The organism is Butyrivibrio sp. INlla16 (genome assembly GCF_900104155.1).
In the GTDB taxonomy this organism is placed as follows: domain Bacteria; phylum Bacillota; class Clostridia; order Lachnospirales; family Lachnospiraceae; genus Butyrivibrio.
The window spans coordinates 59,872-84,227 of sequence record NZ_FMYB01000001.1; the positions used below are offsets into that span (position 1 = coordinate 59,872).

The following is a 24,356-nucleotide window of genomic DNA, read 5'->3' on the forward strand; positions in this document are numbered from 1 at the left end:
CAAAGCCGACGTCCCCCGGACGTCGTGCGCCCCACAGGGGAAGGCTATATAGTTATGACATCATTTCAGTAGCTCCATCCCGATATCATACACATTCCCGTTTACGGCATCGTGAAGCCATCGCGCCATTGTCACATCGTTTTGCGAAAAAAGGGTAAAATACGGTTCCCGCACTGCTGTATGAACAGTTCCACCCTTTGTGACAATAGGCAACGTCCAGTCATTGATAAACATACCGAACTTCGGAGTAAGATTCTTTAACTCCTTCACCATTTCCTTAAGCTGATTATAGTACGCATCCTGAACATCCGCATCCGTCTTGTAGGTTTTGTTGGTAACATCATTATAGTAGGCACTAAGCACATAATCCCTGGTGGAACTGGAGTAAAGATATCTAAGTCTGTCACCATATTTTTTAAATAATCGTCTATACCAGCTAAGCGTGATGTTGTCTGACTTAATGGCATCACATATCGGCTCCGGAGCTTTCCAAACTTCCCGTGCGGTATACTCCCACTTATTGTAAAGAAGAAGCGCACTGTCCGATAAAAGCGTCACATCTTTCACCTCAGGGTACCACACTCTGAGTATCTCATCAGTAAGTGCCGGAACCGCAAAAGCGCCTGCGCTGTTACCAGCTATCAGAAGTCTTTTCGGGTTTCCGAACAAATTTCTGGATACCCCCATCGCTTCGAGAAAATTGATATATCCGTGAAAATGAAGAACATGCTTCTCTCCATCCTCACCTTCATAGGGGAAATCGTTGTTTCCTACGTGAAAATCACCGGTGGCATAGGGTATATCAATTATAGACCAGTCCTTGAACGGATTTGCCTTATCCTTGAGGTTCATAATGCCCATATCGATGTTCATTATCTGTGTAAAAGGGCGCAGATTATTCCAATAGTAATTGGGAAGATCCGCAGCAACCTTTCCACCGGTAATAGGCCTTGCAGCAGTGTACTCGTTGTACGCCACACCTCCGCCTGAAAAAAAGATGCAGAGCTTTTTGGGATCTGCAATCTTTACATAAACATGATATTCAGAGCCATCACCGCTAAGCCCCATGGGAATTATAACGCGGTACCACTTCTTCTTTTCAGGCTTATCGGGGAGTTCAGGGGCAATAAGGTCTTTATCAACTATTCTTTTCCCGATGGAATTCTCCACGAAGTCGCCAAACTGCTGCTCTAGTTTTTGCTTTCTGATTTTGCGTTTTTCTTTGTAGTCCATGATCCATCATCTCTTGTAAGTAATTCTTCAGAGCCAGACTCGAAAATGCAAGCATTTTCTCGTTGTGGCTTCTCGCCACATAGAAGGTTTACACGTTAAACATCCTCTGCGTTGCACTGCTAAGCTCTCTAAAGCGGAACAGTAACAATGCGGCGACAGCAATCGCGAAAGCTGCCATGACAAACACCGCTGCGTAAGGATATGTGTTTTCACCGTTCCAGATGAAATAGGCCTGGGAAAAGGCGAGCACAGCATCAAATACAATATATATGATGTACTCCTCTATACGAAGCTTCATAAATTTAGCGATAATCCAGCTCGCGATCGAATGCCCCACCAGGCAAAAAGGAATCATCCAAATAACACTCCATCCGTGAAAGCCTGTAACCTTGTCAATGTAATAGTCGACAATTATCGCGACAAGTACCTCAACTGCAAGAACTTTTAATATGTTATAGCGGTAACGCATGATGGCCAGTATATCCAGCCATAACACAACACTTCCGAGAATAACCATTCCAACCCAGGTCACCATATCTCCGAAGAGATACTTAAGAGTAATTCCAAGTACTATAATGATTGCCAGTAAAAAGGTGCATATTTTCACAAAAGTCACGCCGTTGATTTTTCTCTCGGGAAGCGTCGGGTATGGCTCATCCGGCTCCTCCGAAAAGTCATCGATATCATACATCCTCTCATCTATACCGGTTCTAAGAACGTCGCTCCTGCCGAGAATTTTTCCTTCACACAAAGGACAGCAGGTCTTGTTCCCTCTTATTACAATTTTACATTTCGGGCAATAATGCATTTACTTACTCTCCCTTGTCTTCTTTTCCTTAATAATTGGAACATCATAATCATTGGTGCTTATCTCAACACCGATTCCCTCAGCAGTCAGCCTTCTGCAAAGGTTCAGCATCGTGGGATGATTGGTGAAGGCCGAACACTCTCCGAACACCATTTTATCCCTGAAGCTGCATATGGTTATCTGCTCCTTGGAAGCAGTCATAAACGCCGCAAATCTCTCTATGAAAGGAGTCACCTCAGCGGGCATTTTTATAACACCCATATTTGAAATCGAAGTCGTCACACCTTTCTTGGCAGCAGCATCAAACTGTCCTACGACATAATCCTTTATGAAAAGCGGCACAACCTTTATCGCTATATTATGCTCAAGCGCCGCATAAGAATTCATGGTCTCATTAATTCTTGAAGGCTCAAGCTGCTTCTTAAAAGCTGCATTCACCACATCTATAATGCTCTGCAGCGTATTGTCAAAATCCATGGGATCATATTTTATGCTTATTACCCCAAAGAAATTTCTCGCTGTGTAAGATTGAAAATACTGCCTCAGGTTTACCGGCACACTTACAACAATAGGCTTTTTCTTCTGTGCAGTCGACATCGTATCTATTATGGCTGCGATATAAACCGCAGTCGAAAGGACTCCAACTGTTGAGCCATACTTCTCGGCAAGCTTTTTGAAAGCCTTAGCTGAAACACAGGCTTCAACAATATGTGACTCATTGTTACTGTCAACTTCTCCGTGAAGCTGATAAGCATTGTTTGAAGAAAGGCTCTTTAGCTGCTTTAAGCCTTTCTGGTTCTGATAAAAATGCCTGAAGGCATCGTTATTTTTCTCCTGAAGAGATGAAATTTCCGCTGCGAAGAAATCGTCATCCACATGAAAATCATGAGCAATCTCGAGATATCTCGTCACCATACGCCTAAAGAACATGAACGCACCCGTTCCGTCAGCCAGCACATGGAACATCTCTATGCTTATGCGTCTCTTATAATAAAACACTCTGTATAAAAGACTCTTTTTACCGGGAAGATACAGCGCACTGCAGGGAGGCAGATGCTCCTCTTCCACTTCACAGGAAAGGTTTGAATCCTCAAGGTAATACCAGAAAAGTCCTCTCCTTAAAATGCAATTGAAAAAAGGGTATTCGACGATGGACTCATCAAGCGCCCTTTGTAATATGACCGGATCAATCTCCTCAAACAGTTCGCAGGAAATACGAAAAACTCTCGTATTTGCCCCGCTAACTGTTGAAGGAATGATCTTTGCAGCGTTATCAAGTTTGTACCAATTTGTATGTCTTTCCATTGTTAATAGTTATCTGTATCACAGATTCTCAACAGTCTCTGTGACAGGCTCAATAGGTGATGTCTTTACTCTGTAAATAACATCCTCTAATGAGATGAATTTTTTCTCCTGTATAAATTTTAAATATTTAGGTGTGAGTCTCATAGTTATGCGGGGCTCGAGAGCCTTATTTACTCTCTCACTTATAGTCTTGCAGGCATCTGCGGGATCATGAGCCATACTCTTACTGAGTACGCACAAAAGTGTTCCCACTGTCTGAACAAGACCGCTCATATTGGCATCAGAACCGGCATCTACAGACTGCAATGAGCTGACACTCCATTTTTTCTTCTCCGAATAGATTCCGTATTCGCAGTCAACCTCAACAAGCCTCTGCGTTTTAAGATCGCGAAGCCACGCCGTGTTGCCTCTTACAAAAATATCCTGAACCTGGAACAACGTTCCATTGTAGGGGAAGGTAACATTTTCACAGCCGGTCATCGTAATATCAGCCTGGATTCTTGCCACTTCATCCTCTTTTTCCATGGCTTCCCAGCTTGCTTCACCCTCGGGGCCGTTCTCAAACTCCCCAAAAGGTCTCTGCTCCGGCTCCATATCCTCCAAGTCCTTCTGAGAAATACGCTTACGCGCTCTTCCTTCAAGGCGGTGTTTATCGTGATAATATATTGCACGTCCGCCCATGGTGGGATATGCAACGGTAAACCTGTCCGCAGCACCTTCTTCAAAAGGTCCGCAGAGCGGATGGATTGATCTTTTTCTTCCAAAATAGTCCGTATCAAAGATAATCTCTGTCCCGTCCGGATTTTCAAAAAACTGCTCCGGCTCAAAAGCCTGTCCCATAACCTTTGTTGAAACCATTCGAGTCATGCTCCTTGGCAGATACTCGTAGAGGTTTGTGTGAAGTCTGAAATGTCCGTCCTCTTCGGAGACAATTATCTTAACGGTATGATTTTTCTCAATATAGGGCGAATGCTCGCTGTCACAGGGCTGCGCTCCGTTAAAGAACGCATTTCCACCGGTGTAAACCGGAAGATGATCATAGTATTTATCATTGCTGCCGGGCTTAGCGAAGTCTCCGGACATCGGTTTTAACGAGGCAAAATACTGTTCCTTCGTGGGATAACCATCATAGGGCTTGGTTCCGCATATAAAATTGTATAGCGTCAGTGACTCAAAGCCTGCCTGATGCACATAATCTCTGAGGTCCTGCCTTATCTCCTTCTGAACGAAGATATTGTTATAGAATCTTGCATCGCCGTGCAGAATAGTCATAAATCCCGCAATTTTCGTGGAGTGCGGAACATGGTACGGCGTGTATCTGCAGCTCTGGAACTTAAGTCCGCCGTTGTCACAGCCCTCACCGACAAAGGTAAATGAGCCGTTTATAAGATTATGCACAAGTGCGATACCCTGCGTACTGAGTCTGCAGGAAATATCAGACAGCATAAGGTTGTGGTCAATAAGAGTCGGTCCGTGCGATACCTCGACAAACAAATCCTCTCCCAGAGACAATCCGCTCTTTATTTCGCACCCTTCGGGCGGAGTATTATCATGGAAAAAGTTCTGAGTAACCCTTGTTCCCTGTGCCTGCCAGTCAAGCCAGATTCCTCTGGTGCAGTGATGGATGTGATTTCTTCTGAAAATCGTATCGATTGCGGCGTGCATCTTGATACCGCCAATCTCGGCACCTTCTATATTATGCTTGGTATTTATCCTGTAAATATGGTTATCTTCAATTGTGCTGAAGGCGCCTCCGAGATGTCCCACAATTCCGGTCTGCCCGCAATCATGGATTTCACACCTTCTTACTATGTGAGAACCAATATGCTCTTTGTCCCATCCCTCATTTACTGCCTGACAAACAGCATCGCGCTCGGTCTGGGTGCCATCCTTAATATACGTCTTTGTCCACTTATTATCATTGCCGCTCTGAAGATATTTTCCCAAAGAAATGCCCGAGCACTTGGATTCATAGATCTCACAGTCCTCAATGATCCAACCCTTAGCCCAGTGCGGTCCTATAAGTCCGTCCTGATAAGCTGTAGGCGGTGCCCACTGCGTTGCTGCCTGCCTCATTGCAAAGCCTGACACAGTGATGTAATTTATACCATCGGTAAGCGGCATGAAGCAGTTCCTTCTTACGCTTATCTCGACGTTTTCTTCGTTTGGATCTTTTCCATGAAAATTGGCAAAGATAACGGTGTCATTCATCTCCTGCGCTGAGAACCAGGTATAAACGCTAAACTCCGGATCCCAGGAACTTCTTCTGACTTCAGGATTCTCAACTGCCTCAAGGGAATTCTCTTCATACATGGATTTGCCGTTTAAATAAACTTCTCCTGTGTGATTCTCCCTGTCGGTAAAATACCAGTCACCTTCTACCTTCGTTGTGAAGGGATTGTAATTTCCGAAAATATTATTGGGAACACTGACTTTCCAGACATCTCCCCTGAAGGGTTCCCATTCCTTTATTTCCTCGGCGCCTGTGATCACAGCCCCCTGAGGCTCGGTGGTACAATAAACTATAGGCTGATCCTTGGTTCCGCTGTTTTTCGGATGCACAAATTCTCTGTAAATACCCGGAGCAACAATTACTACGTCCCCGGGGCGCGCTATGTCGGCAGCCTCCTGAATGAAACGGAATGGATGGTTTCTCGTTCCGTCGCCACTTCGAACTACGCTCTGTGAAACATAAATCTGCATGGCTTTACCCCCATAAAAAATATTTAATATAGCATCGGTATTAGTATAGCACAATTAGCTAAAGATTCCCTTAATTTAGCGTAATTTCACACGGTGTATAATTTATTAAAAAATTATAAAATTTATAAAATGCCGAAAAATAGAGGCTCTAAAAGTGATAAAATAGTTGGAAATATCGCAGATGCGAAATTCATTACAACTCAGGGGGACTCATCGTGTCTGAAGCTCTGTATTATACCGAAGCCAATATAGCATGCACTATCATTTTGGGGCTAATTCTTATAAAGATAAATCAAGGCATTGATCGCCAGACTTCAACAATTGTTCTGCGTCACATGATTCTGGTATTGATGGGATATTTTCTCTCAGATGCTGTCTGGGCGCTTTTCTTTGAGGGACTCATTCCAAGTACTCAGAGCGCAATGTTTATCGTTTCCATTATTCCTTATGCATTTATTGTTGCCTGCAGCTACTGCTGGTTTTTATTCTGCGAACTGAATCAGCAAAACAAGGACATCCTTTCAAGAAAAGGAGTCATAAAAAGTGCTGCTCCCATGATACTGGCTATTCTCCTGATTCTCTTCGGAGCATTTGGCGGTATAGTCTTTTCCTTTGATGAGTCAGGCACACTTCTGTATGGTCCTCTTTATGCCGTACTTGTACTTGTCCCCATCGGATACATGGTTCATGCGTCTATCAAGGCTTTTATCAGAGTCTACACACAGGAGCGTTATATTGACCACGGACTTTATTTTGTAATCGGTATTTTCCCGCTCCTTCCCATAGCATGCGGAGTTCTTCAGTTGATATTCCTTGAGATTCCAATCATGTGTTTTGGTGCAACGCTTTCCATCCTTCAGGTTTATCTGACCTCATTGGAGGATTTGATTTCCATGGATTCCCTTACTCAGGTCAACAATAGACACCAGATGCAGCGTTATCTTCTGAAAAAAATGAAGACGCCTACACCGGGTCTTTCACTTTATCTTATGATAATTGACGTGGATCACTTCAGGGAAATAAATGATAACTACGGACATATAGAGGGCGATAAGGCTCTTGTCAGAGTCTCCACTGCAATGAAGGAAGCCTGCCAGGCTCACAGAAACAGATTCTTTGTTTCAAGATATGGCGGGGATGAATTTATAATCATTGCCGAAACCGAATACAAAGGTGAAGTAAACTGGCTCTCCGATAAGATCAGATCAAGCGTGAAGATTCTCAACGAGAAGGCCGCTGCTCCCTATGATTTATCAGTATGTGTAGGCATAGCGGAGTACGACTACTCCTCTCCCGTCCCGATTCCATCCTTGATTGCCCGCGCCGGCACCGACCTCTACCACATGAAACACGCCAAAGCATAAATTATACAAAGACATAACGCATGCAAAGACATGAAACACATAAAGGCATGAGCAGGCAAGAACATAATGAATACTAAAGCATAGAAAAGCCGCCGCATATATATGTTATACTTCAGACGATTATGCGTTTTTTGCAACGAGTCTGAAGTATAACATATATATGCGGCGGCTGTTTTAATGGTTTTGTTTTATGCTCCTCCGGCTACAGCCTTAAGAGCTTCAAATTCGGATTCGAATACTCCGCCCATCTTCTCTAGTTCATCCCAGTTGTACCAGGAGCCCGAAAGCTGGATTCCGTTTATTGATACATCTGTTACCACCACCATGAAGGGCTTGTGATTTATAACGATATAAGCGGTTCTGTTCATGCCAAGAGGCGCCACAAAAACATGACCTGTGTCTATCAGGTGGTTTATCTGATCCAGTGTGAGGTTTTTGGTTAAAGGCATTGTTCTTAACATCAGACCACTCCGGGAATAGAATTGAGCAAATTTTCACGCCCTATTAATATTCTAAAGTTCCGTGGGCATATTATCAATAAAATGATTATGAAAAATTGGTAAACTGTGATGGTTACACCTTACCGTAGTCGCGCTCGCCAAATATTCCGGTGCCGACTCTTACAAAGGTCGCCCCCTCTTCTATAGCGATCTCGTAATCTCCGGTCATTCCCATTGAAAGTGTATCAAGCTGCGTCCCTTCGATATTTTCTCCCTTGAGCTTTTCCAGCATCTCCCTGAGTGCCCTGAAATATTGTCTGTTAGACTCAGGCTCATCTGTGTAAGGCGCTATAGTCATAAGTCCGCGAACTCTGACATGAGGAAGCTTTGCTATAGTTCTTACAAATTCCGGCGCCTCCTCCGGTGTAAGGCCGAACTTTGTATCTTCTCCTGCCATATTTACTTCGCAGAGAACATCCATGACAAGGTCGTGTTTTGCAGCCTGCTTCTCAATTTCTTCAGCAAGTGAGAGCTTATCAACAGAGTGGATCATATCCACTTTTCCCGGAAGATACTTCACCTTGTTGGTCTGAAGATGACCGATCATATGCCAGTGAAGAGGCTCTTTAATCTCCTCCGTTTTGTCCCTTATCTCCTGAACCTTATTCTCACCAAATACGGTAATGCCGCAGTCCATCGCCTGTCTGATATCAGATACGGGCTTGGTCTTACTTACCGCAATAAGTGTAACTTCGCTTCTATCGCGTCCTACTCTGTCACAGGCTGCCTGAATTTTCTTCTCTACTTCTTCTAAATTGTCTTTAATCATTGTCTTAACCTTTCCCTCATCCGTCAGCTTCGCTGACACCTTCTCCCAGGGGGAGAAGGCTAATATATTACTGTTTTTCTTCCAAAAAAGCGAATGGTTCCTCATCATGTAAAAAGTGCTGGAGCTGATAGGCTGCAAGAATTGCAACATGCTCCTCCTTAAGGATGCGTCTGACTTCATCCCTGTCAGCAATTACAACCTGAATCTCCTCGCTCAGTTCCTGGTATTTATCGGTTATCTTACCATCTGCGTATCCGAATACCATAGCCACTGATTCATCTGTCATTCCGACCGATGAGAATCTCGGAAGCTCATACATCGGATCCACCTCAATAGGGTGAAATGTAAGTCCCGTCTCCTCGCGAAGCTCTCGAACTGCAGCTTCGTGATAATCCTCTCCTGGCTCGCATAGTCCTGCGGGGAACTCATAGATATAGGTATTTATCGGATAGCGGTATTGTTTTACCATAACCACCTTGTCATGCTTCTCTCCGCAAAGCGCATAGATAGAAACACCATCCGCCACATTTTTCCCTGTGTTTATCATAAGTTCGTCTTTTGTCTTGCATCTGGATGCCACAAAATAATTGGACTTATGCCCCTTATCATTCTCACCCTTTACATGGAACAGATTAACGAATCTGTTCTCGGTAAGCTGTTCAACTGAATTGATTGTTGCCATAGTTGTTCCTTTCTAAATGCATTTACTCAGATTCCGAAAAATCCTCTTACAAAAATCTCTATTCCTATTCCGATAAGAATTATACCGCCTACAATTATGGCTCTTCCTGCAAGTTTAAGTCCGACTTTTCTTCCAAGGTGAAGACCAATCCTGCATATCACAAAAGTAACCGCGCCGATAATGAGTGCAGACACAAGCGCCTCCGGTGCGTTGTAATCAGAAATTGTAAAGCCTACGGAAAGTGCATCTATTGCCGTTGCAATTCCCTGAACCATCAAAAGCTTTACAGTAAGCGGTTCCTTTTCAATAGGCTCATCACTCTTTTGTTCCTTAATTCCCTCAATCAGCATCTTACCGCCAATATATGAAAGAAGAATCAGCGCAATCCAGGGAATCAGTACCTGAAACTGTGTAAATATAGTAGCTATTGTATGTACACAGATCCATCCGATCATCGGCATCAAAAACTGAAAACCGGCAAAAGTACCCGCTATTACATTTTTTCTCTTAGGGTTCATCTCAGGATCTGCTATGGCATTTGCAATCGACACGGAAAAAGCATCCATCGCAAGACCAATGCCAAGCAGTATGGAATTACTGATAAGTAAAATTATATTTGACATGAATTCTCCTAGCCCAAACTATTCCTGTACCGGATAATAATCTATCCATACAAAATTTTATTATACACACAATACCTTCCATAGAAAAGGGATGCTGCTCATATTGCAGCATCCCAGTCAAAATACACAGCACTGTCAATGGCTTAAGATTTTATTTTTTTCATATACCGTAACGCGGTTCTTTCCGTTTTCCTTTGAAAAATACAGGCTATCGTCCGCATTTTTTAGGACATCATCCTTACCGCTTCCGGTGGCAACCCCGATACTTAAAGTTATCTTCTGGTCCTCCGCGAACATCCAGGTCTGCTGCTCCATATAAAGCCTGAGTCTGTTCGCAACTGCCTCAGCATAAGGCACAGCTTTTTTATCAACGAGCAATACGAATTCCTCGCCGCCGTAACGATAGCAGTGAACATCTGCTGTGATTTCCCTTTGCATCAGCTGTCCCATTCTTCCCAGCACTATATCGCCATTGATATGACCATAGCTATCGTTGATCTGCTTAAAGTCATCTATATCAACCATTATTATGCTGAATATCTGGTTTCTTCGTTTTGCCCTGTTGTAGTCGTGATTAAAGGTCTTTCTGTTAAAGAGCCTTGTAAGACCATCTATCCTACTGTTTAGAAGCAATATTATAAATATCAGTATTATAATGCCAACAACAATCATTGAACCGATGATTATCTGCAATTTCTCGACATACTGTTTCCTGTACTGCTCATCTCTTGTCATCTCAGCCTTTGAATCAGAGACCATGTTATCAATGACATTTGAATACGATATATTCTGATTATCAAACAAATCCGTATACAATCTGTTCAATATGCCATACAGTTTAAACCGAACCTCGTCACTGGTCGGCGGATAATCGGTCTGAAGCCTTAAAATAGTGCTAAGCTCTGCTTTCTGATAGCCATTTTCCTCGCAAAGCTCTATAAATTGATCAAGGTGTTCACCAACCTCAACTTCTCTTTGTTCAAGCTCCTCCTTACTGAGTTTGTCTGAGTCCTTTAAGGTCTCGGCGGCAGACAGATAGCACTTAATCTGGTAGTAGGGAACTATCAGATCCCGAAGCATTATCTGACGGTAAACATCCATCATGAACATATCGTGTCCGTCCCACTTATCCAGTTTTTCCTGACACTCTTCATATCTTCCTGTATCCACATAAACTCTGGCAAGCCAGGTATCATTGATTGCCATATAGCTCTCTTCATATATGTTTGTATGCGACTGCGCAACTATATCCTGAGATTCCTCAAGATATTTCTCCGCAGCCTTATAATCTTCATCAAAAATAGCCATGATGCCAAGCATTCGGTATGCATAGCTCTTAATCTGAACATCTTCGATATCATCGAATTCTTCGACCTTTTGTGCCTCAGTGATCATTTTTCTCGCCGAGTCCTCTGTATAATTGTTCAGGAAAAAGTTAGCAAGATCGAGGTAAATGTTGACAGTATAGTCTTTGTCCTCACTCCGTTCAAGATAATACAGGGCATAACCCAGGTATCTGTAGTAGCTCATGGTTTCGCCCTTTTGCATATATATAAGGCTGGCCTTCTCATAGAGTCTTCCGAGATCCTCATTTGTAAAGTGTCTTGTCTCTATCATCTCATTTATCTTTGCCAGGTCATCATCAATGGTATCCCAGCTGAAAACGAGATCCTGATTGATATATTCTCTTAGCTTTTCATGATTATTCTTTTTTTCAAGGCTTACCTGGGCATAGTAAAGAAACTGCATCACAAAGAGCGCAGCTATAAAAAGAAATGCCGATATAATCAATTTTCTGGCAAGCGTTTTATCCATAGTTTTCCTGTTATTCCGATATCATACGGTACCTGGCAAACAGTCAAAAAACACAATTCCATCATTAATTATAATCGGCATTTATAAAATTTTCGTTTCTTAAGTATAGTATTTTTAGAAATTAACTCCGGCGGTAACTAATCAAGGTAAGAGGCCTTGGATAAGGATTATGGCTATGAGGATAGGGAGGATGAATTTAAAATAATACTTGAGGATGTGAGGCATTTTCATGCCGACACCGGTGTTTGTTTCCTCAATATATTTGTCAAAGCCCCATCCGAACTTTGTTGTACAGAACAAGAGGAATATAAGTGATCCCAGAGGAAGCAGGATGTTACTTACAATAAAGTCCTCGGAATCAAGGACATCCCTTGCTCCAATGATGTGGAGATCACTCCAGACATTATATCCAAGTACGCAGGGAATGCTGGCAACAATGATAAATATGCAGTTTACTAAAATTGATTTTCCTCTGCTCCATCCAAGGTTATCCGTAAGGAATGCCACGAGATTTTCAAATACAGCAGTAACTGTCGAGAAGCTTGCAAAAGTCATAAATATAAAGAACAATGTTCCCCATAATCTTCCAAGATTCATATTCAAGAATACTTTGGGCAAAGTTATGAAAATAAGCGCAGGCCCCTGACCGGGTTCAACGTTATAGCTAAAACATGCAGGGAAAATGATAAGGCCCGAGATGATCGCTACAAAGGTATCAAGCGCGCATATTCTCACTGCTTCTCCGGTAAGAGAATTCTCTTTTGACATATAACTACCAAATATTTCAAGGGCACCGATACCAAGGCTCAGTGTAAAGAAGGCCTGGTTCATCGCTGCACTTATAACCTTGCCGATTCCAACCTCCATGGCTCTCTTCCAGCTGGGAAGGAGATAAAAGCTAACACCCTTTGCCGCACCCTCCAGTGTCAACGAATGAAGTGCCAGAACTATAATCAGAGCAAGCAAACCAATCATCATGACCTTGTTGACGCGTTCAAGTCCATTTTCAACGCCGAGGCTTAAAACCAGGAATCCGAACACAACGGTTATCACCATAAAGATTCCCATCTCCTTTGGATTAGCCAGCATATTTCCAAAGACCTCTTCTACTCCTTCGGTAGCTACATTCGCAAATTGTCCCGACGCAAACTTGTAGAAGTAGTCAACCATCCAGCCTGAAACCGTGGTGTAGTACATCATGAGAAGATAACATCCGATAATACACATCCATCCGTGTATATGCCACTTCTGTCCCGGCTTCTCCAGCTTCTGATAGCCGCGCACCACAGTCTGCCCACTGGCACGACCGATGGCAAACTCCATTGTCATTACGGGAATTCCCATGAGAATAAGAAAGAGCAAATAAAAAAGCACAAATACCGCGCCGCCGTTAGCTCCCGTCACATACGGAAACTTCCATACATTACCGATACCGATTGCGCAGCCTGCACTTACCAGAATAAATCCAAGTCTTGAGCCGAAGCTTCCCCTCTGTTCTTCGTACATTTTTAACTCCCTTCAAACTTTCATACACAAAGTCTAAATATAATTTTATCACATTTACACTTAGGATTAATAAAAAGATTATTGGAAACATCAGCAATTTTGTTCTATTATAGTTGCATAAACAACTTAATTTTTAAGTAACTACGGAGTTATTACTATGTTATTATCCAAGGATTGGGAAGAGAATGAACTGAATCTTTCAGAGAGCGAGATGATACACCGCCAGCAGAACGATGAGTACATGTTCTATCAGAGTGTTGCCAGCGGGGATGTGGATGCCATCCAGGAAAACATCGACAACCACAGATTCCTCGATGCCAACGGAACCGGTACCCTCTCAAGGGATCCTCTCCAGAATCTCAAATATCATTTTGTTGTGACGGTAGCACTCATCACCAGAATATGCACCGAAAAGGGCATGGAGATGGAGCGCGCCTTCAGACTCAGCGATTTTTATATACAAAAGCTCGATGACATAAAGACTATCAATGAAATATCGGATCTTCATTCCAAGATGGTAATGGACTACACCGTCAGGATGAAGGATTTAAAGCACAACGCAAATCTTTCTAAGACAACAAACGAATGCCTGAATTACATCTATACAAATGTAAACGACCGCATCACTATTGATGATCTTGCTGAACATATGAAGACTTCAACAAGTCATATCTCAAGATTATTCAAGGAAGAACTGGGGATATCCCCAAGTGATTATATAAGGAATGTCAAATTGGACAAAGCAAAGAACCTGCTCAGATTCAGCGATTATTCAATAATTGATATTTCCAATTATCTCTCCTTCTCTTCACAGAGTCATTTCAGTAAGCTCTTTTTCGAAGAGACCGGAATGACACCTAAGAAGTATCGCGAAACATATTATGGAACTACATGGAAATAAAAAGGGATCCCGCACAATCACTTGAATTGTGCGGGATTTTGGTATGATAAAAAAATATAGGGAGAACTATCAAACCGGGCGGCATGCCGCCCGGAACGACAAGCATAAATTATTTGCGGACGAAGGTTACACCTGTAAGTCCGGCTTCCTCGAAGAGCTTAGCTATTCTAACAAAGTTCTCATCATTAGATGCATAGATTACAACTATGAAGTCCTCATCATGTTTGCAATTTTTGAAGGCTGATTTGTCAATCTTAGTAAGATTATCACCCTTTACAGTGATCTTCTTAAGGTTTTCGCAGCCGTTAAACGCGTTCTTACCGATCGTGGTAACATTCTTTCCAATAGTTACATTCTTAACCTTTTTGTTACCCTTGAATGCGTTCTTTGCTATCTTTGTTACCTTAACCTTGGCTCCATCAATTACAACGGTTGAAGGAACTGTGAAAATCTTCTTCTTTGAACCAGTGTTAGGCTTGAAGCTTGCTTCGCCCTTACCTGTTACCTTGTAAACCTTGTTCTTTGAAGCCTTTACTTCGCCTTTCTCAGCCTTTCCATTATTGTTAGATTTAGACTGAACCTTTGCTGGCTCATTTTTCTTGGTTTCAACCGTAGGTGCAGGCTGCTGTGCTGCTTCCTCGCTTTTGTTTTCGGAAGGAGCAACTTCTGAAGCTTTCTCCTGTGCAGGTACTGCCTCTGAAGTCTTCTCCTCTGTAGGAGCTACTTCTGAAGTTTTCTCCTCTGAAGGAGTTTCTGCAGGCTCTTCTGCAGGTGTCTCTGAAGGTGCCGGAGCAGGTGCTTCATTACCGTTTAACTTATCAAACTCTTCCTTTGTGATCTCTACAAGTGAGATATCATCGATGTAAACATCGTGCTGATCTGTTATCTGTACTCCGTCAACAGATCCCATTGTGATGTTAAATCTTGCAGCATCATCCTTAGGCATCTGGAATGCGCTTGTAAATTCTTTCCAATCACCGTTAACTGTCTCTACAAAAGCACCGTCATAGGTTGACCAGTCATTATCGGTCTCTCCGTTATGACCTACGGAATACTTAATCTTACGCTCTATGCTTGACTTTGCTCTGAAAGCAACCTTATAGTACTTATCCTTCTGAAGCTTGATATCATCCTGGTTGAGCTGGATGTACCAGTCATTTCCGGCATCTCCTGTATTATCAATCTTCATCGCGAAGGTATTGGAGTTGCCATTCATGCTGTCAATTACGCTGCTTGCTTTTGCTGCTTCATTGACATAAACCTTAAAGGCTGTCATTCCTGCATTGAATGAACCATTCTTAAGAAGAGACTTTTCAGCTAAAAATACATCGTCAAGGAAGTATGTTCCGGGCTTTGTAAATGTGAACTCTACTCCGGTTTCTTCTCTTGTAAGATCGTTGTCAACAACGAGTACATTACTGAAATTCTTCTTCTCATTTGTAAGCTCAGGTGTAAAGGTCTTGCCTGCGACTGTAGCTGTAAGACCGTCCTTTTCACCATCAGTTGTGTATGCGCTGAAGCTGAAATCGTACTCGCCTGATACCAAAGGAGCAAGATCAGACTGTGCGATTGTCACAGGGTTAGTCTCTGAAGTTCCTTCGGGAACCTCAACCTTAACCATAAGCTCTCTCTTGTTCTTTGTATTTGTTACGGATACGTTATCCTTATCCTCTTCCTCAACTTCCCAGTAACCTAGCCTCTTATCACCCTGGTCAAATGATCCGTTGTATACATAGTTTCCGTCGGGACGGATTGTCTTTTCATTAGTCTCCTGAATCTCTTCTCCGGACTTATGAACAAGTTTAACATTTGAAATTGTCACAGGTGCTGTTGAACCAAGCGCTCCAAGGTTGAACTCAAGTGAACCGTTGGGATCAGTTTTATCATTGATAGTGAAATCAAGAGTATAATTCTTGTTCTCCGGAGTAATATTAACTGTTGTATCAGCAAGATATCTGCTCCAGTTGCGATCGGGAGCGGAGACATCTACTACTATACTTCTGTTCTCTGTAGAGTATGCATCGAATGAAAGCTCATACTCCCAGCCCTTGTACATAGGAATACCTGCCTGCTTAAGCTGTACGCTGTAGCTCAGTTCGCCTACTGTAGAAGGAGTAATTGTAACTGCGCCATCAGCTGTTTCTGCTGTTGATCCCTCTGCATCATCCTGTAGGTGAATCACCCAGTTCTTGCTGGAATTATTATCCTTATCTTCGTCTACAGGAGCTGAAAAATCTGCGTTTAATAAATAGTTGCCATCTACGGGCTCTCTGTACTGTACAGGCTCTTTCTCAGGACGTGTTGCAACTTCTTCGCCCTGGGAGTAAGAAGCCTCATCCTTCTGATATACTCTCACATAATCAACAACGAACTCTTCACCGTCAATATCGTGATAATCATCGGGATAGCCAACCCAGCTTCCGCCTACCGCAAGATTCAGAATGATGTAGAAGTTCTGATCAAAAGGAGCGGGATATGTAATCTGGTTGTCATCATCGGTACCTGTGTGCCAGTCATTTGTCTGATAAACCTGCTCTCCGTCAACATACCAGGTGATTAGACCGGGTTCCCAGTCAACTCTGAAATCATGGAAATCATTGGAGAATCCATTCTCGTCAATAACCTTTGTCCCCTGATTCTCTTTATGTGTATCCTGGCTGTAACCGTAGTGGATGGTATGGTAAGACTTGCTTGTATTCTGTCCCATAACCTCCATGATGTCGATCTCTCCGCACTTAGGCCACTGTCCATAGAGCCCTTCGTCTGTAGCCATAAGCCAGAATGCAGGAAGAAGTCCTTTTGATGCAGGAACCTTAGCTCTTGCTTCGAAACGTCCATAGGTAAAATCGTGAAGGTTCTGTGTTGTGATTCTTCCCGAAGTGATCTCACCCTTTACAGTCTTAGCAGATCCGCTTGCCTCAGAAAGCTCTCCGATTCCGTTAACAGTCAAACCGGTACCGCCAAACCAACCCCAGTTTGAATAATCCATAGCATTAACCTGAACAGTTCTGTTATTGTCTGCTACGGCGCTCATCTCGAAATGATACTTGTGACCCGGTATAAGCTCAAAGTCCTTCTGCTGGAACTGAACATGCCAGTTTTCAGAACCGCACTCATCAATTTTAATCTTAAGCACTCCGTCTGTTACGCTGTACTCACCCTTAGCAGGATCTGTAATTCCAAGTTCCCAACCGTCAGGTCTTTCCCCGTCTGATGAGTCAAGGTCTGAGTTTTTCAAAACTTCAACACCCTCGCCTCCATCGGTAATATCCTTAAGTGAAACACTGTCAATCAAAACCGTTGCAGCTGCTTCACCGAATTCGCCATCTACTTTTCCGAAATTAAGCTGGAGAGTTGTTGTAGATGATTCTCCGCCCATATCGAAATCAAAACCATATGTGCTAAATTCAACTGAGTCGTAGTTAGCTTCGCCCTGGTCCTCGCTCTCACCTTCGGCATCCTCGACCTCTGTCTCCTCATATTTGGAAATAATATGAAGCATGCCATCATGCACTTCGATATTGCCCTCATCAATTGCGGTATATCTCTGCTTCTCTTTATTAACCCAGCCGGGTTCATGCTGCTCAACATTCCAGTCGTTGGTGTTCAAGGTTTCACCGTCGAATTCATCCTCCCATACAAGAGAATACTGGCCATCGTCGCTCTTGTCCGCACCTTCTCCTTCTGCGGGCTCTGCTGCAGCCTCTGCTACGCTTCCCTCCGGAGCCTCTTCCTCAGCTCTTACTGAAAGCGGAGCACTTGTAACCGTTAAGGCCATTGCCATTGTCATCGCAAACAACCTTCCCAATTGCTTGTTTTTCATGTCCTTTTTCCTCCCATAAATCTAATCGGTATAGCCATATTAGATAATTTTAGAAAAAGGTTATATCAAATTTATGTTTTTTTTATCATTTTCATCCCGCGTACTTCAATCCTTCAAACAGGTCATCCACTTCGCCTTCTTTAAATGAAGCCGGATACTCAAAGGAAGTATATGTAAATCTTACAATCCGGTCATCATCAAGCTTGCAGTCAATGTAGGTCTCTCCATCGGTTTTATAGGGGATAACATGTGTCCCTACCGGCAGAGTAACACCGCTTTGAAGAACAGTTCCGTCTTCTCCGACGATATCAGCGCTTAGCTTAGTCTTGCTGTAAGCCTCTTCCGACTTCCAGGCAATGTGAAATTCCTTTGATACAAGCTCAGGCATTCCGTTTTTCCCTACTTTGTAAGAACCATAGCAGGTATAAGTACCGAGGCTGTTAAGCACCTGACCGAAATGCATATTATCAGGATTCGAATATAACGTATCTATGTCAAAACCACCGTAGATAGACTCCTCCAGGTAATGGAATCCCTGGTCTCCGACATAAGTCACACTTCCGTCTGTTATATCAAATACGTTAAGATAGTAGTAGTCATTTTCTATCGGAATTATGACATAAATATACTCTCTGCCCTCCGGAGTACCGACTCTGTAGGATTTCAGACCTCTATCACGTCTTATGCTAAAGCCGCCTCCGATTTTTGCACTGCTGCCGTTTTCCATAACAAGCTCAAGATCCTCCGCGGAAATCATTTCGTCGTCCATATCATCGTAATCTGTAGGATAGTAGTTGTAGTGGATGTAATGAATATCTGAGTCATTGCCTTTTTTCCAAACCGGGATATCTTCTCTTCTGCAATAGCCGGTGTTCTCCTCGGGAATGAATCTGCTTTCAACAAGTCCGGGATATTCTTCATATCCGATCACGATATCCTGCATACCGTCGGCGTAAGACGCTATTTCATAGACATTGAAAATGATATGGATACCATCATCAGACATATACCATTTATATTTGTATTCATGAACATCCGAATTCGTGTCAAATTCCGCATAATAACGATAACTTTTAAGCCCATCCTCTGCCAATGAAAACTGTCCGTCATACTCCTCGATTTCGTGAAGCTTTGTCAAAATTATCTTGTCAAGTTCCTCTTCAGGTACGGTCACAACATCTCCGAGATCAAGCTCTTTTCCTGATTCCACATCAAAGGTCTGGCCTGAAGCACCATAAATTCCATGAACTCCGCCGGTAAACTCATAGTTAAAGCAATATATGCTAAGCACAGTATTATCGGAACGCTTTATACTGTAATCATCCGTATTTTCAAATGGTCCGAAAAATGTGTAGCCGTTTTGTGCGCTGTCTTCGTACTGGGCCTTTGCTTCCTCCGCTGTACTGTTTGCCCAGCCGTCCGCCTTTTCAATGACATTCTGAGTCTGGTCATATAGAGTTTTATAGAGTTCCGGATATATATCCTTCCACTCCTCATCCATCAGTACCGACTGCGTTACTCCCTCGAACAATATTCCATTGGAATAATCCTTGCTGTTTTCATTATTTTCAGGGAAGGTTACATCACCATCATATTTTATACTGTATTCTTTGGTTACAAGCTTGTAGGTAGGTCCGCCGACATTATATGCGGTGTTTACGCTCTGATCGGATGACAATTTTTCATCTGTATTGTCTTCTTTCTCACCACCTGTTTCATCTGAGAAAAATCCCGGAGCATCCTGACTACCATCATCTCCGCTTAATATATTTGTATGCTCACTGCTGCCAATACCGTCTTTAGTATCAACCTTTACCTGTTCTTCAGTCTGTGTATCTGAGTTTTCCGACTCACCACTATCCACTACTGCGTCAATCTGTTCCTGCGGATTAGCTATGCTGCAGCCGCTAATCATTGATGCCGTAAGCACCAGGCTCATCATTGTTCCTAATGATCTCATTTTCTTATACATCATACTTTCTTAAAACCTCCCTGATATGCAGTAATTGCCCTCGGTCTCTCCTTTTTTCGTAGTATACCGTTTATTGTTACCCTAAAACGGCTTCACTTATAATACAAATATCCCCTCTATAATGTTGCAAAAAACACAAGAAAATTTTTAGTTTTCTTCATATTACATCTTAATCACTAAAATCCCTGTCAAGATTTATCTGGAACGAATACTCCGGATATACGCTCTTTAATTCAGAAATAACATCATCATGAAGTTTTTCTCTATTGCTCTCCTTGAAAGAAACAACCATGTCAAAAGCTACGATGTTCTTGGTCTCATCAAGATAAAAACCGTGGATCTGTTTTACCGTGTCGTACTTGGAGAGTATACTCTTAGCAATACTATTTCTGAGCTTACCTGCTGCCGAAGAATCCGAATTCTGAGAATATATACTGATACCCTCAATTGCAACGCCGTGCTCCTCATAGACCTTGGCTGCTATTTCTCTCTGAAGCTGATCAAGTCTGTAGATAGTGATATCTTCCGGCACTTCGATGTGCACAGAGCCGATATATCTGTCCGGTCCGTAGTTGTGAAGAAGAAGGTCATAAGCTCCCTGCACTTCAGGAAACGATGCTATCGTCTTCTTAATCTCACTTGAAAGTTCAAAGTCAACTCTCTCACCGAGAATCAGTGACAGATTATCGCGAAGCATCTCAAGGCCCGCCTTAATGATAACTATGGAAATCACCGCTGCAAGATACGCTTCAAGACTTACTCCGCTCGCAAGAAAAATTATGGCTGCCAGCAAGGTAGCTGCAGATATAACAGAATCAAGCTTTGCATCCTGTCCCGATGCGACAAGGGATTCGGAATTGACCTTTTCTCCCACCTTTTTTACGTAGGTTCCGAGAACGATTTTTACAACCACCGCAACAGCAATGATTATAAGAGAAGCTGTTTGATAGGATGGCTTTTCAGGGCTAATAATCTTCTTTATGGATTCCACAAAGGAAGTGATGCCGGCATAAAGAACAATTACCGAAATCATAGCCGCACTTAAATATTCGATTCTTCCGTAGCCAAGGGGATGCTTTTTATCGGGCTCTTTTCCCGCAAGCTTCGTTCCTATGATTGTGATAACTGATGAAAGCGCATCGCTCAGGTTGTTCACCGCATCAAGAACTATCGCGATAGAGCCTGAAATTATACCAACTGCTGCCTTAAAGCTTGCTAAAAGAATATTGGTAACGATTCCTATTATGCTTGTTTTGATGATTGTCTTATTTCTGTCCATACGTATATCTCCTCATGCTGTTTTCTTCTGTAAAGCCATAATACTTTTCCCATTATAGCAATAAAAACGTCTTAAGTACTATAATAGAGCTATGAATAAAAAAGAAATCCTTGAAAAAATAGATAAACTTAATAACACACCTGCCGTCTCTAAGGGAAGCTCAGCAGTCATCATCCCTCTGATTGAAAAAGATGGTGAGATGCACATTCTCTTTGAGGAGCGCTCTCATAAACTTGAATTTCAACCGGGAGAAGTATGCTTTCCCGGAGGGAGGATTGAAGAAGGAGAAACACCAAAAGAGGCTGCCCTAAGGGAATTTTTTGAGGAATTATTTTCAAAGTTCAATCATGATAACATTCCAAATAATAACTCTGAGGCAAAGAGCTGCGAATCTTCAATTGAAGACTACCTCGAAATCCTCTCAGAGCTTCCGCCCATAATGGGCCCTACAGGTGCGATAATCTATCCGTTCGTAGGACTTGTAAAAAAAGACGACTTCACCTATTCAAAAGATGAAGTCGAGAAAATCTTTACCTATCCGGTGTCCTACCTGCTGGATCACCCTCCTGTATGCTATAAGATGCAGAAAAGAACATTTGCGCCGGATAATTTCCCTTTTGAAAAAGTTACCGGCGGAAAAAGCACCTATGGTTTCCATGTTCAAAAGTATGACATGTGGATCTATGAGGATACCGATCCGATAGTCTGGGGCTTTACGGGAAGGCTCCTTCACAGCTTCCTAGAACAGATTAACAGCAAAAAACCGGCTGGTTAAGCCGGTTTTCTTATTTGCACGCTTCTACTGTTTGCAGATTATCCCCCCGCCAAGCACGATATCTCCATCATACAAGACCGCTGACTGGCCTGCGGTTATCGCACGCTGGGGTTCATCAAAAAGAATCTTGCAGATTCCGCCCTCTTTTTCGGGAAGGGTTACGGTTGCAGGCTGTTCCTTATGCTTATATCTTATCTTAGAGCTGCATCTGATATCGCCCTTTGGCATTTCTCCTGTTATCCAGTGGAAATCCCTGACTGTCACCTCACGCTTAAAAAGAAACTCGTTGTCAGACAGAACCACTCTGTTTTTCTCGGTATCAATCTCCGTGACATAAAGCCTTCTGTCTGCAGGAACCCCGAGACCTCTTCTCTGTCCGATGGTATAATTGATAAGCCCATAGTGGTGTCCTATTACATTTCCGTTCTTATCAACTATATCTCCGTCCGGATATTCCTTACCTCTGTACCTTTTTATCATGGATGCGTAGTCTCCGTCTGGCACAAAGCATATATCCTGGGAGTCGCTCTTGTGAGAGGTCACAAATTCATTTTTTTCCGCAATCTCTCGAGCCTGCGTCTTTTTAAATTCTCCAAGCGGGAACATAGTATGTGACAGCTGCTCCTCTGTGAGATCATAGAGAACATAGCTCTGATCCTTAGTGTCATCCACCGCTTTTTTCAGATAAAAATGACCGTCCTTTTCCTCTATCCTTGCGTAATGTCCTGTGACTATGTATTCACAGTCAAGCTCCTTCGCCTTTTTATAAAGAATATCGAACTTCAGATATTTGTTGCATCTGATGCAGGGATTCGGTGTCTCCCCGCGCTCATAGCTGCAGACAAAGGGCTCTATTACGTTATCTATAAACTCTTTTTCATAGTGAAAAATGTGATAGGGAATTCCTATCTTCTCCGTCACAGCTCTGGCATCATCGGTATCCTTTTTGCTGCAGCATGTTCCGAAAAGATCCTCGCCTATCATGTCATTTTCATATAGTCTCATAGTGCAGCCTATACATGAATAGCCCTTTTCGCTCATAAGCTCAGCCGCAACGCTGCTGTCCACTCCGCCGCTCATGGCGATGAGTGCTGTCTTCTTCTTTTCCATCTTTCTTCCTTGTACTTATGATTAAGGCATCGACGGCTCACAGTAATCTGAACTGTTTACCTCGATGCCCTTTTTCTTAACTCCAGATAATTGTCATATCCACGCTGTCTTTTTTAACTCCGACGATAACATCCTTGGCAAGACTTGCAACTATTGATTTCTCAAGCTCGTCATTTGCCTCCTTAACATCATCCTCTTCATCATCGGCTTCATCCAATGCATCTTTATAGTTGCTAAGCGACCAGATAAGCGGATCTCCCATAGGAGGAAGCTCGCCCGGAGCACCCATTCCGCACATCGTAAAATCGGCTGCTCCTCCGCCATATTCCTGCTGAAGGGACATTACCTCATCAAAATTGAGAAGTCCGTTCTCAATGATATCTCCGATTTTCCCCATGAAACCTTTAGCGGCTGCATTTTTCTTGGAGGTTGCTACAGAGAGAAGCTCTTCCTTTTTCTCCAGATTCATCTTCGTCTTTGCAAGTAGTTTGACTCTGTACTCCCCGTCTTCATGCTCCATCCAGAAAAGAGCTTGGTAATCTCCGGTCATAGCCTTAACCATTCCGATTGTCTCTTCGGCAAGAAGTCTTAAATGAATGGCTCTTTTACCGGTAAGCCCCTGATGATTAATAAAAGCATCCACTGTATCAAGCGCCTTTTGTGCCTTCTCTTCGGTGTCACTGATATACAGTTCCTTAGTTTTATCCAACTTTTAAACCCTCCTCATAAAGAATATTTAAGAAAATATCTATATAGTTTATCCTACCATTTTTCAATGCATTCCACAAAACATTTATTGGGATGAAAGGTCATATAAGTTGTAAAACAATTCTATTATATAAATTTCTGAACAGCCTTCTGGAATTCCTCCACCGCTGTAGTGTCGCCGTCCTCTATGGCATGAATTATGCAATGAGTCATATGCTCGTTGATTATTTCCTTACCAAGGCTTTTCAGCGCTGAATTAACTGCTGATAGCTGCATCAATACATCTGCGCAATCCTCATCCTCTTCAATCATGGTTTTTACATGATTCAGATGTCCGATAGCTTTACTAAGCCTGTTTATCTGCTTCTTTTTTATCTCCGGAGAATGATAGTGCACATGACTATGAATATGCCCGGAATCATGTTCGTGATTATGTTCACCCTTTTTACTGCTCATTATTAGACCTCATACTACATGTTA

Annotated in this window: 19 protein-coding genes; 3 read left to right on the forward strand and 16 right to left on the reverse strand. The window is 42.7% G+C overall.

All coding sequences use genetic code 11. From position 1 onward, the window contains the following. Positions 1 to 60 precede the first annotated feature (60 nt). The 4 genes from BLR42_RS00230 to BLR42_RS00245 all read right to left on the reverse strand — a co-directional run bounded on the left by BLR42_RS00230 (position 61) and on the right by BLR42_RS00245 (position 6,049). Positions 61 to 1,233 (reverse strand): pectin acetylesterase-family hydrolase, encoded by a 1,173-nt coding sequence (locus BLR42_RS00230; protein ID WP_091865514.1) that lies wholly within the window; start codon positions 1,231 to 1,233, stop codon positions 61 to 63. 88 nt (positions 1,234 to 1,321) lie between these two features. Then, positions 1,322 to 2,041: a DUF6320 domain-containing protein gene (locus tag BLR42_RS00235; RefSeq protein WP_091865517.1), complete on the reverse strand. Its 720-nt coding sequence runs from the start codon at positions 2,039 to 2,041 to the stop codon at positions 1,322 to 1,324. Further along, the gene (locus BLR42_RS00240) at positions 2,042 to 3,346 is read right to left on the reverse strand and encodes a hypothetical protein (protein WP_091821466.1); all 1,305 of its coding nucleotides are present in this window, start codon (positions 3,344 to 3,346) and stop codon (positions 2,042 to 2,044) included. Positions 3,347 to 3,364: 18 nt separating this feature from the next. Continuing rightward, positions 3,365 to 6,049, reverse strand: coding sequence for a right-handed parallel beta-helix repeat-containing protein (locus BLR42_RS00245; RefSeq protein WP_091865521.1), 2,685 nt, complete (start codon positions 6,047 to 6,049; stop codon positions 3,365 to 3,367). A 215-nt stretch (positions 6,050 to 6,264) separates the two neighbouring features. Between BLR42_RS00245 and BLR42_RS00250 the strand changes: the two genes are divergently transcribed. Further along, positions 6,265 to 7,413 carry a GGDEF domain-containing protein gene (locus BLR42_RS00250; RefSeq protein ID WP_091865524.1) on the forward strand — a complete coding sequence of 383 codons (1,149 nt, stop codon included), beginning with the start codon at positions 6,265 to 6,267 and terminating at the stop codon, positions 7,411 to 7,413. A 188-nt stretch (positions 7,414 to 7,601) separates the two neighbouring features. Here the strand turns inward: BLR42_RS00250 and BLR42_RS00255 are convergent, their stop codons facing one another. From BLR42_RS00255 to BLR42_RS00280, 6 genes are all read right to left on the reverse strand, one after another. Next, complete coding sequence (locus BLR42_RS00255; protein ID WP_022760561.1) at positions 7,602 to 7,874, reverse strand: hypothetical protein; 273 nt, start codon at positions 7,872 to 7,874, stop codon at positions 7,602 to 7,604. A 112-nt stretch (positions 7,875 to 7,986) separates the two neighbouring features. Then, complete coding sequence (locus BLR42_RS00260) at positions 7,987 to 8,682, reverse strand: YggS family pyridoxal phosphate-dependent enzyme (protein WP_091865860.1); 696 nt, start codon at positions 8,680 to 8,682, stop codon at positions 7,987 to 7,989. A gap of 67 nt (positions 8,683 to 8,749) precedes the next feature. Next, positions 8,750 to 9,364: an NUDIX hydrolase gene (locus tag BLR42_RS00265; protein WP_091821472.1), complete on the reverse strand. Its 615-nt coding sequence runs from the start codon at positions 9,362 to 9,364 to the stop codon at positions 8,750 to 8,752. Between the two features lie 26 nt (positions 9,365 to 9,390). Beyond that, a complete protein-coding gene (locus tag BLR42_RS00270; RefSeq protein ID WP_091865527.1) occupies positions 9,391 to 9,987 on the reverse strand; it encodes a manganese efflux pump MntP in 597 nt (198 codons plus the stop codon). A gap of 135 nt (positions 9,988 to 10,122) precedes the next feature. Beyond that, positions 10,123 to 11,802, reverse strand: a complete 1,680-nt coding sequence (locus BLR42_RS00275) for a GGDEF domain-containing protein (RefSeq protein WP_091865530.1) — start codon at positions 11,800 to 11,802, stop codon at positions 10,123 to 10,125. Positions 11,803 to 11,943: 141 nt separating this feature from the next. Beyond that, positions 11,944 to 13,308 (reverse strand): sodium-dependent transporter, encoded by a 1,365-nt coding sequence (locus tag BLR42_RS00280; protein WP_091865533.1) that lies wholly within the window; start codon positions 13,306 to 13,308, stop codon positions 11,944 to 11,946. A 157-nt stretch (positions 13,309 to 13,465) separates the two neighbouring features. On the opposite strand from BLR42_RS00280, the gene BLR42_RS00285 reads away from it, so the two are divergent. Continuing rightward, on the forward strand, positions 13,466 to 14,209 hold the full coding sequence (locus BLR42_RS00285; RefSeq protein ID WP_022760555.1) for a helix-turn-helix domain-containing protein: 744 nt from the start codon (positions 13,466 to 13,468) through the stop codon (positions 14,207 to 14,209). Positions 14,210 to 14,318: 109 nt separating this feature from the next. Here the strand turns inward: BLR42_RS00285 and BLR42_RS00290 are convergent, their stop codons facing one another. The 3 genes from BLR42_RS00290 to BLR42_RS00300 all read right to left on the reverse strand — a co-directional run bounded on the left by BLR42_RS00290 (position 14,319) and on the right by BLR42_RS00300 (position 21,283). Next, on the reverse strand, positions 14,319 to 18,032 hold the full coding sequence (locus BLR42_RS00290) for a carbohydrate binding domain-containing protein (RefSeq protein ID WP_091865537.1): 3,714 nt from the start codon (positions 18,030 to 18,032) through the stop codon (positions 14,319 to 14,321). 91 nt (positions 18,033 to 18,123) lie between these two features. Beyond that, the gene (locus BLR42_RS00295) at positions 18,124 to 20,007 is read right to left on the reverse strand and encodes a DUF3298 and DUF4163 domain-containing protein (protein ID WP_091865540.1); all 1,884 of its coding nucleotides are present in this window, start codon (positions 20,005 to 20,007) and stop codon (positions 18,124 to 18,126) included. Between the two features lie 166 nt (positions 20,008 to 20,173). Further along, positions 20,174 to 21,283: a cation diffusion facilitator family transporter gene (locus BLR42_RS00300; RefSeq protein ID WP_091865543.1), complete on the reverse strand. Its 1,110-nt coding sequence runs from the start codon at positions 21,281 to 21,283 to the stop codon at positions 20,174 to 20,176. A gap of 91 nt (positions 21,284 to 21,374) precedes the next feature. Here BLR42_RS00300 and BLR42_RS00305 point away from each other — a divergent pair, with 91 nt between their 5' ends. Continuing rightward, positions 21,375 to 22,058, forward strand: a complete 684-nt coding sequence (locus BLR42_RS00305; protein WP_091865546.1) for an NUDIX hydrolase — start codon at positions 21,375 to 21,377, stop codon at positions 22,056 to 22,058. 24 nt (positions 22,059 to 22,082) lie between these two features. On the opposite strand, the gene mnmA is transcribed toward BLR42_RS00305, so the two are convergent. From mnmA to BLR42_RS00320, 3 genes are all read right to left on the reverse strand, one after another. Further along, positions 22,083 to 23,168 carry a tRNA 2-thiouridine(34) synthase MnmA gene (mnmA, locus tag BLR42_RS00310; protein ID WP_091865549.1) on the reverse strand — a complete coding sequence of 362 codons (1,086 nt, stop codon included), beginning with the start codon at positions 23,166 to 23,168 and terminating at the stop codon, positions 22,083 to 22,085. A 76-nt stretch (positions 23,169 to 23,244) separates the two neighbouring features. After that, on the reverse strand, positions 23,245 to 23,877 hold the full coding sequence (locus tag BLR42_RS00315) for a hypothetical protein (RefSeq protein ID WP_091865552.1): 633 nt from the start codon (positions 23,875 to 23,877) through the stop codon (positions 23,245 to 23,247). A 125-nt stretch (positions 23,878 to 24,002) separates the two neighbouring features. Next, positions 24,003 to 24,332 carry a metal-sensing transcriptional repressor gene (locus BLR42_RS00320; RefSeq protein ID WP_091865555.1) on the reverse strand — a complete coding sequence of 110 codons (330 nt, stop codon included), beginning with the start codon at positions 24,330 to 24,332 and terminating at the stop codon, positions 24,003 to 24,005. Positions 24,333 to 24,356 lie beyond the last annotated feature (24 nt).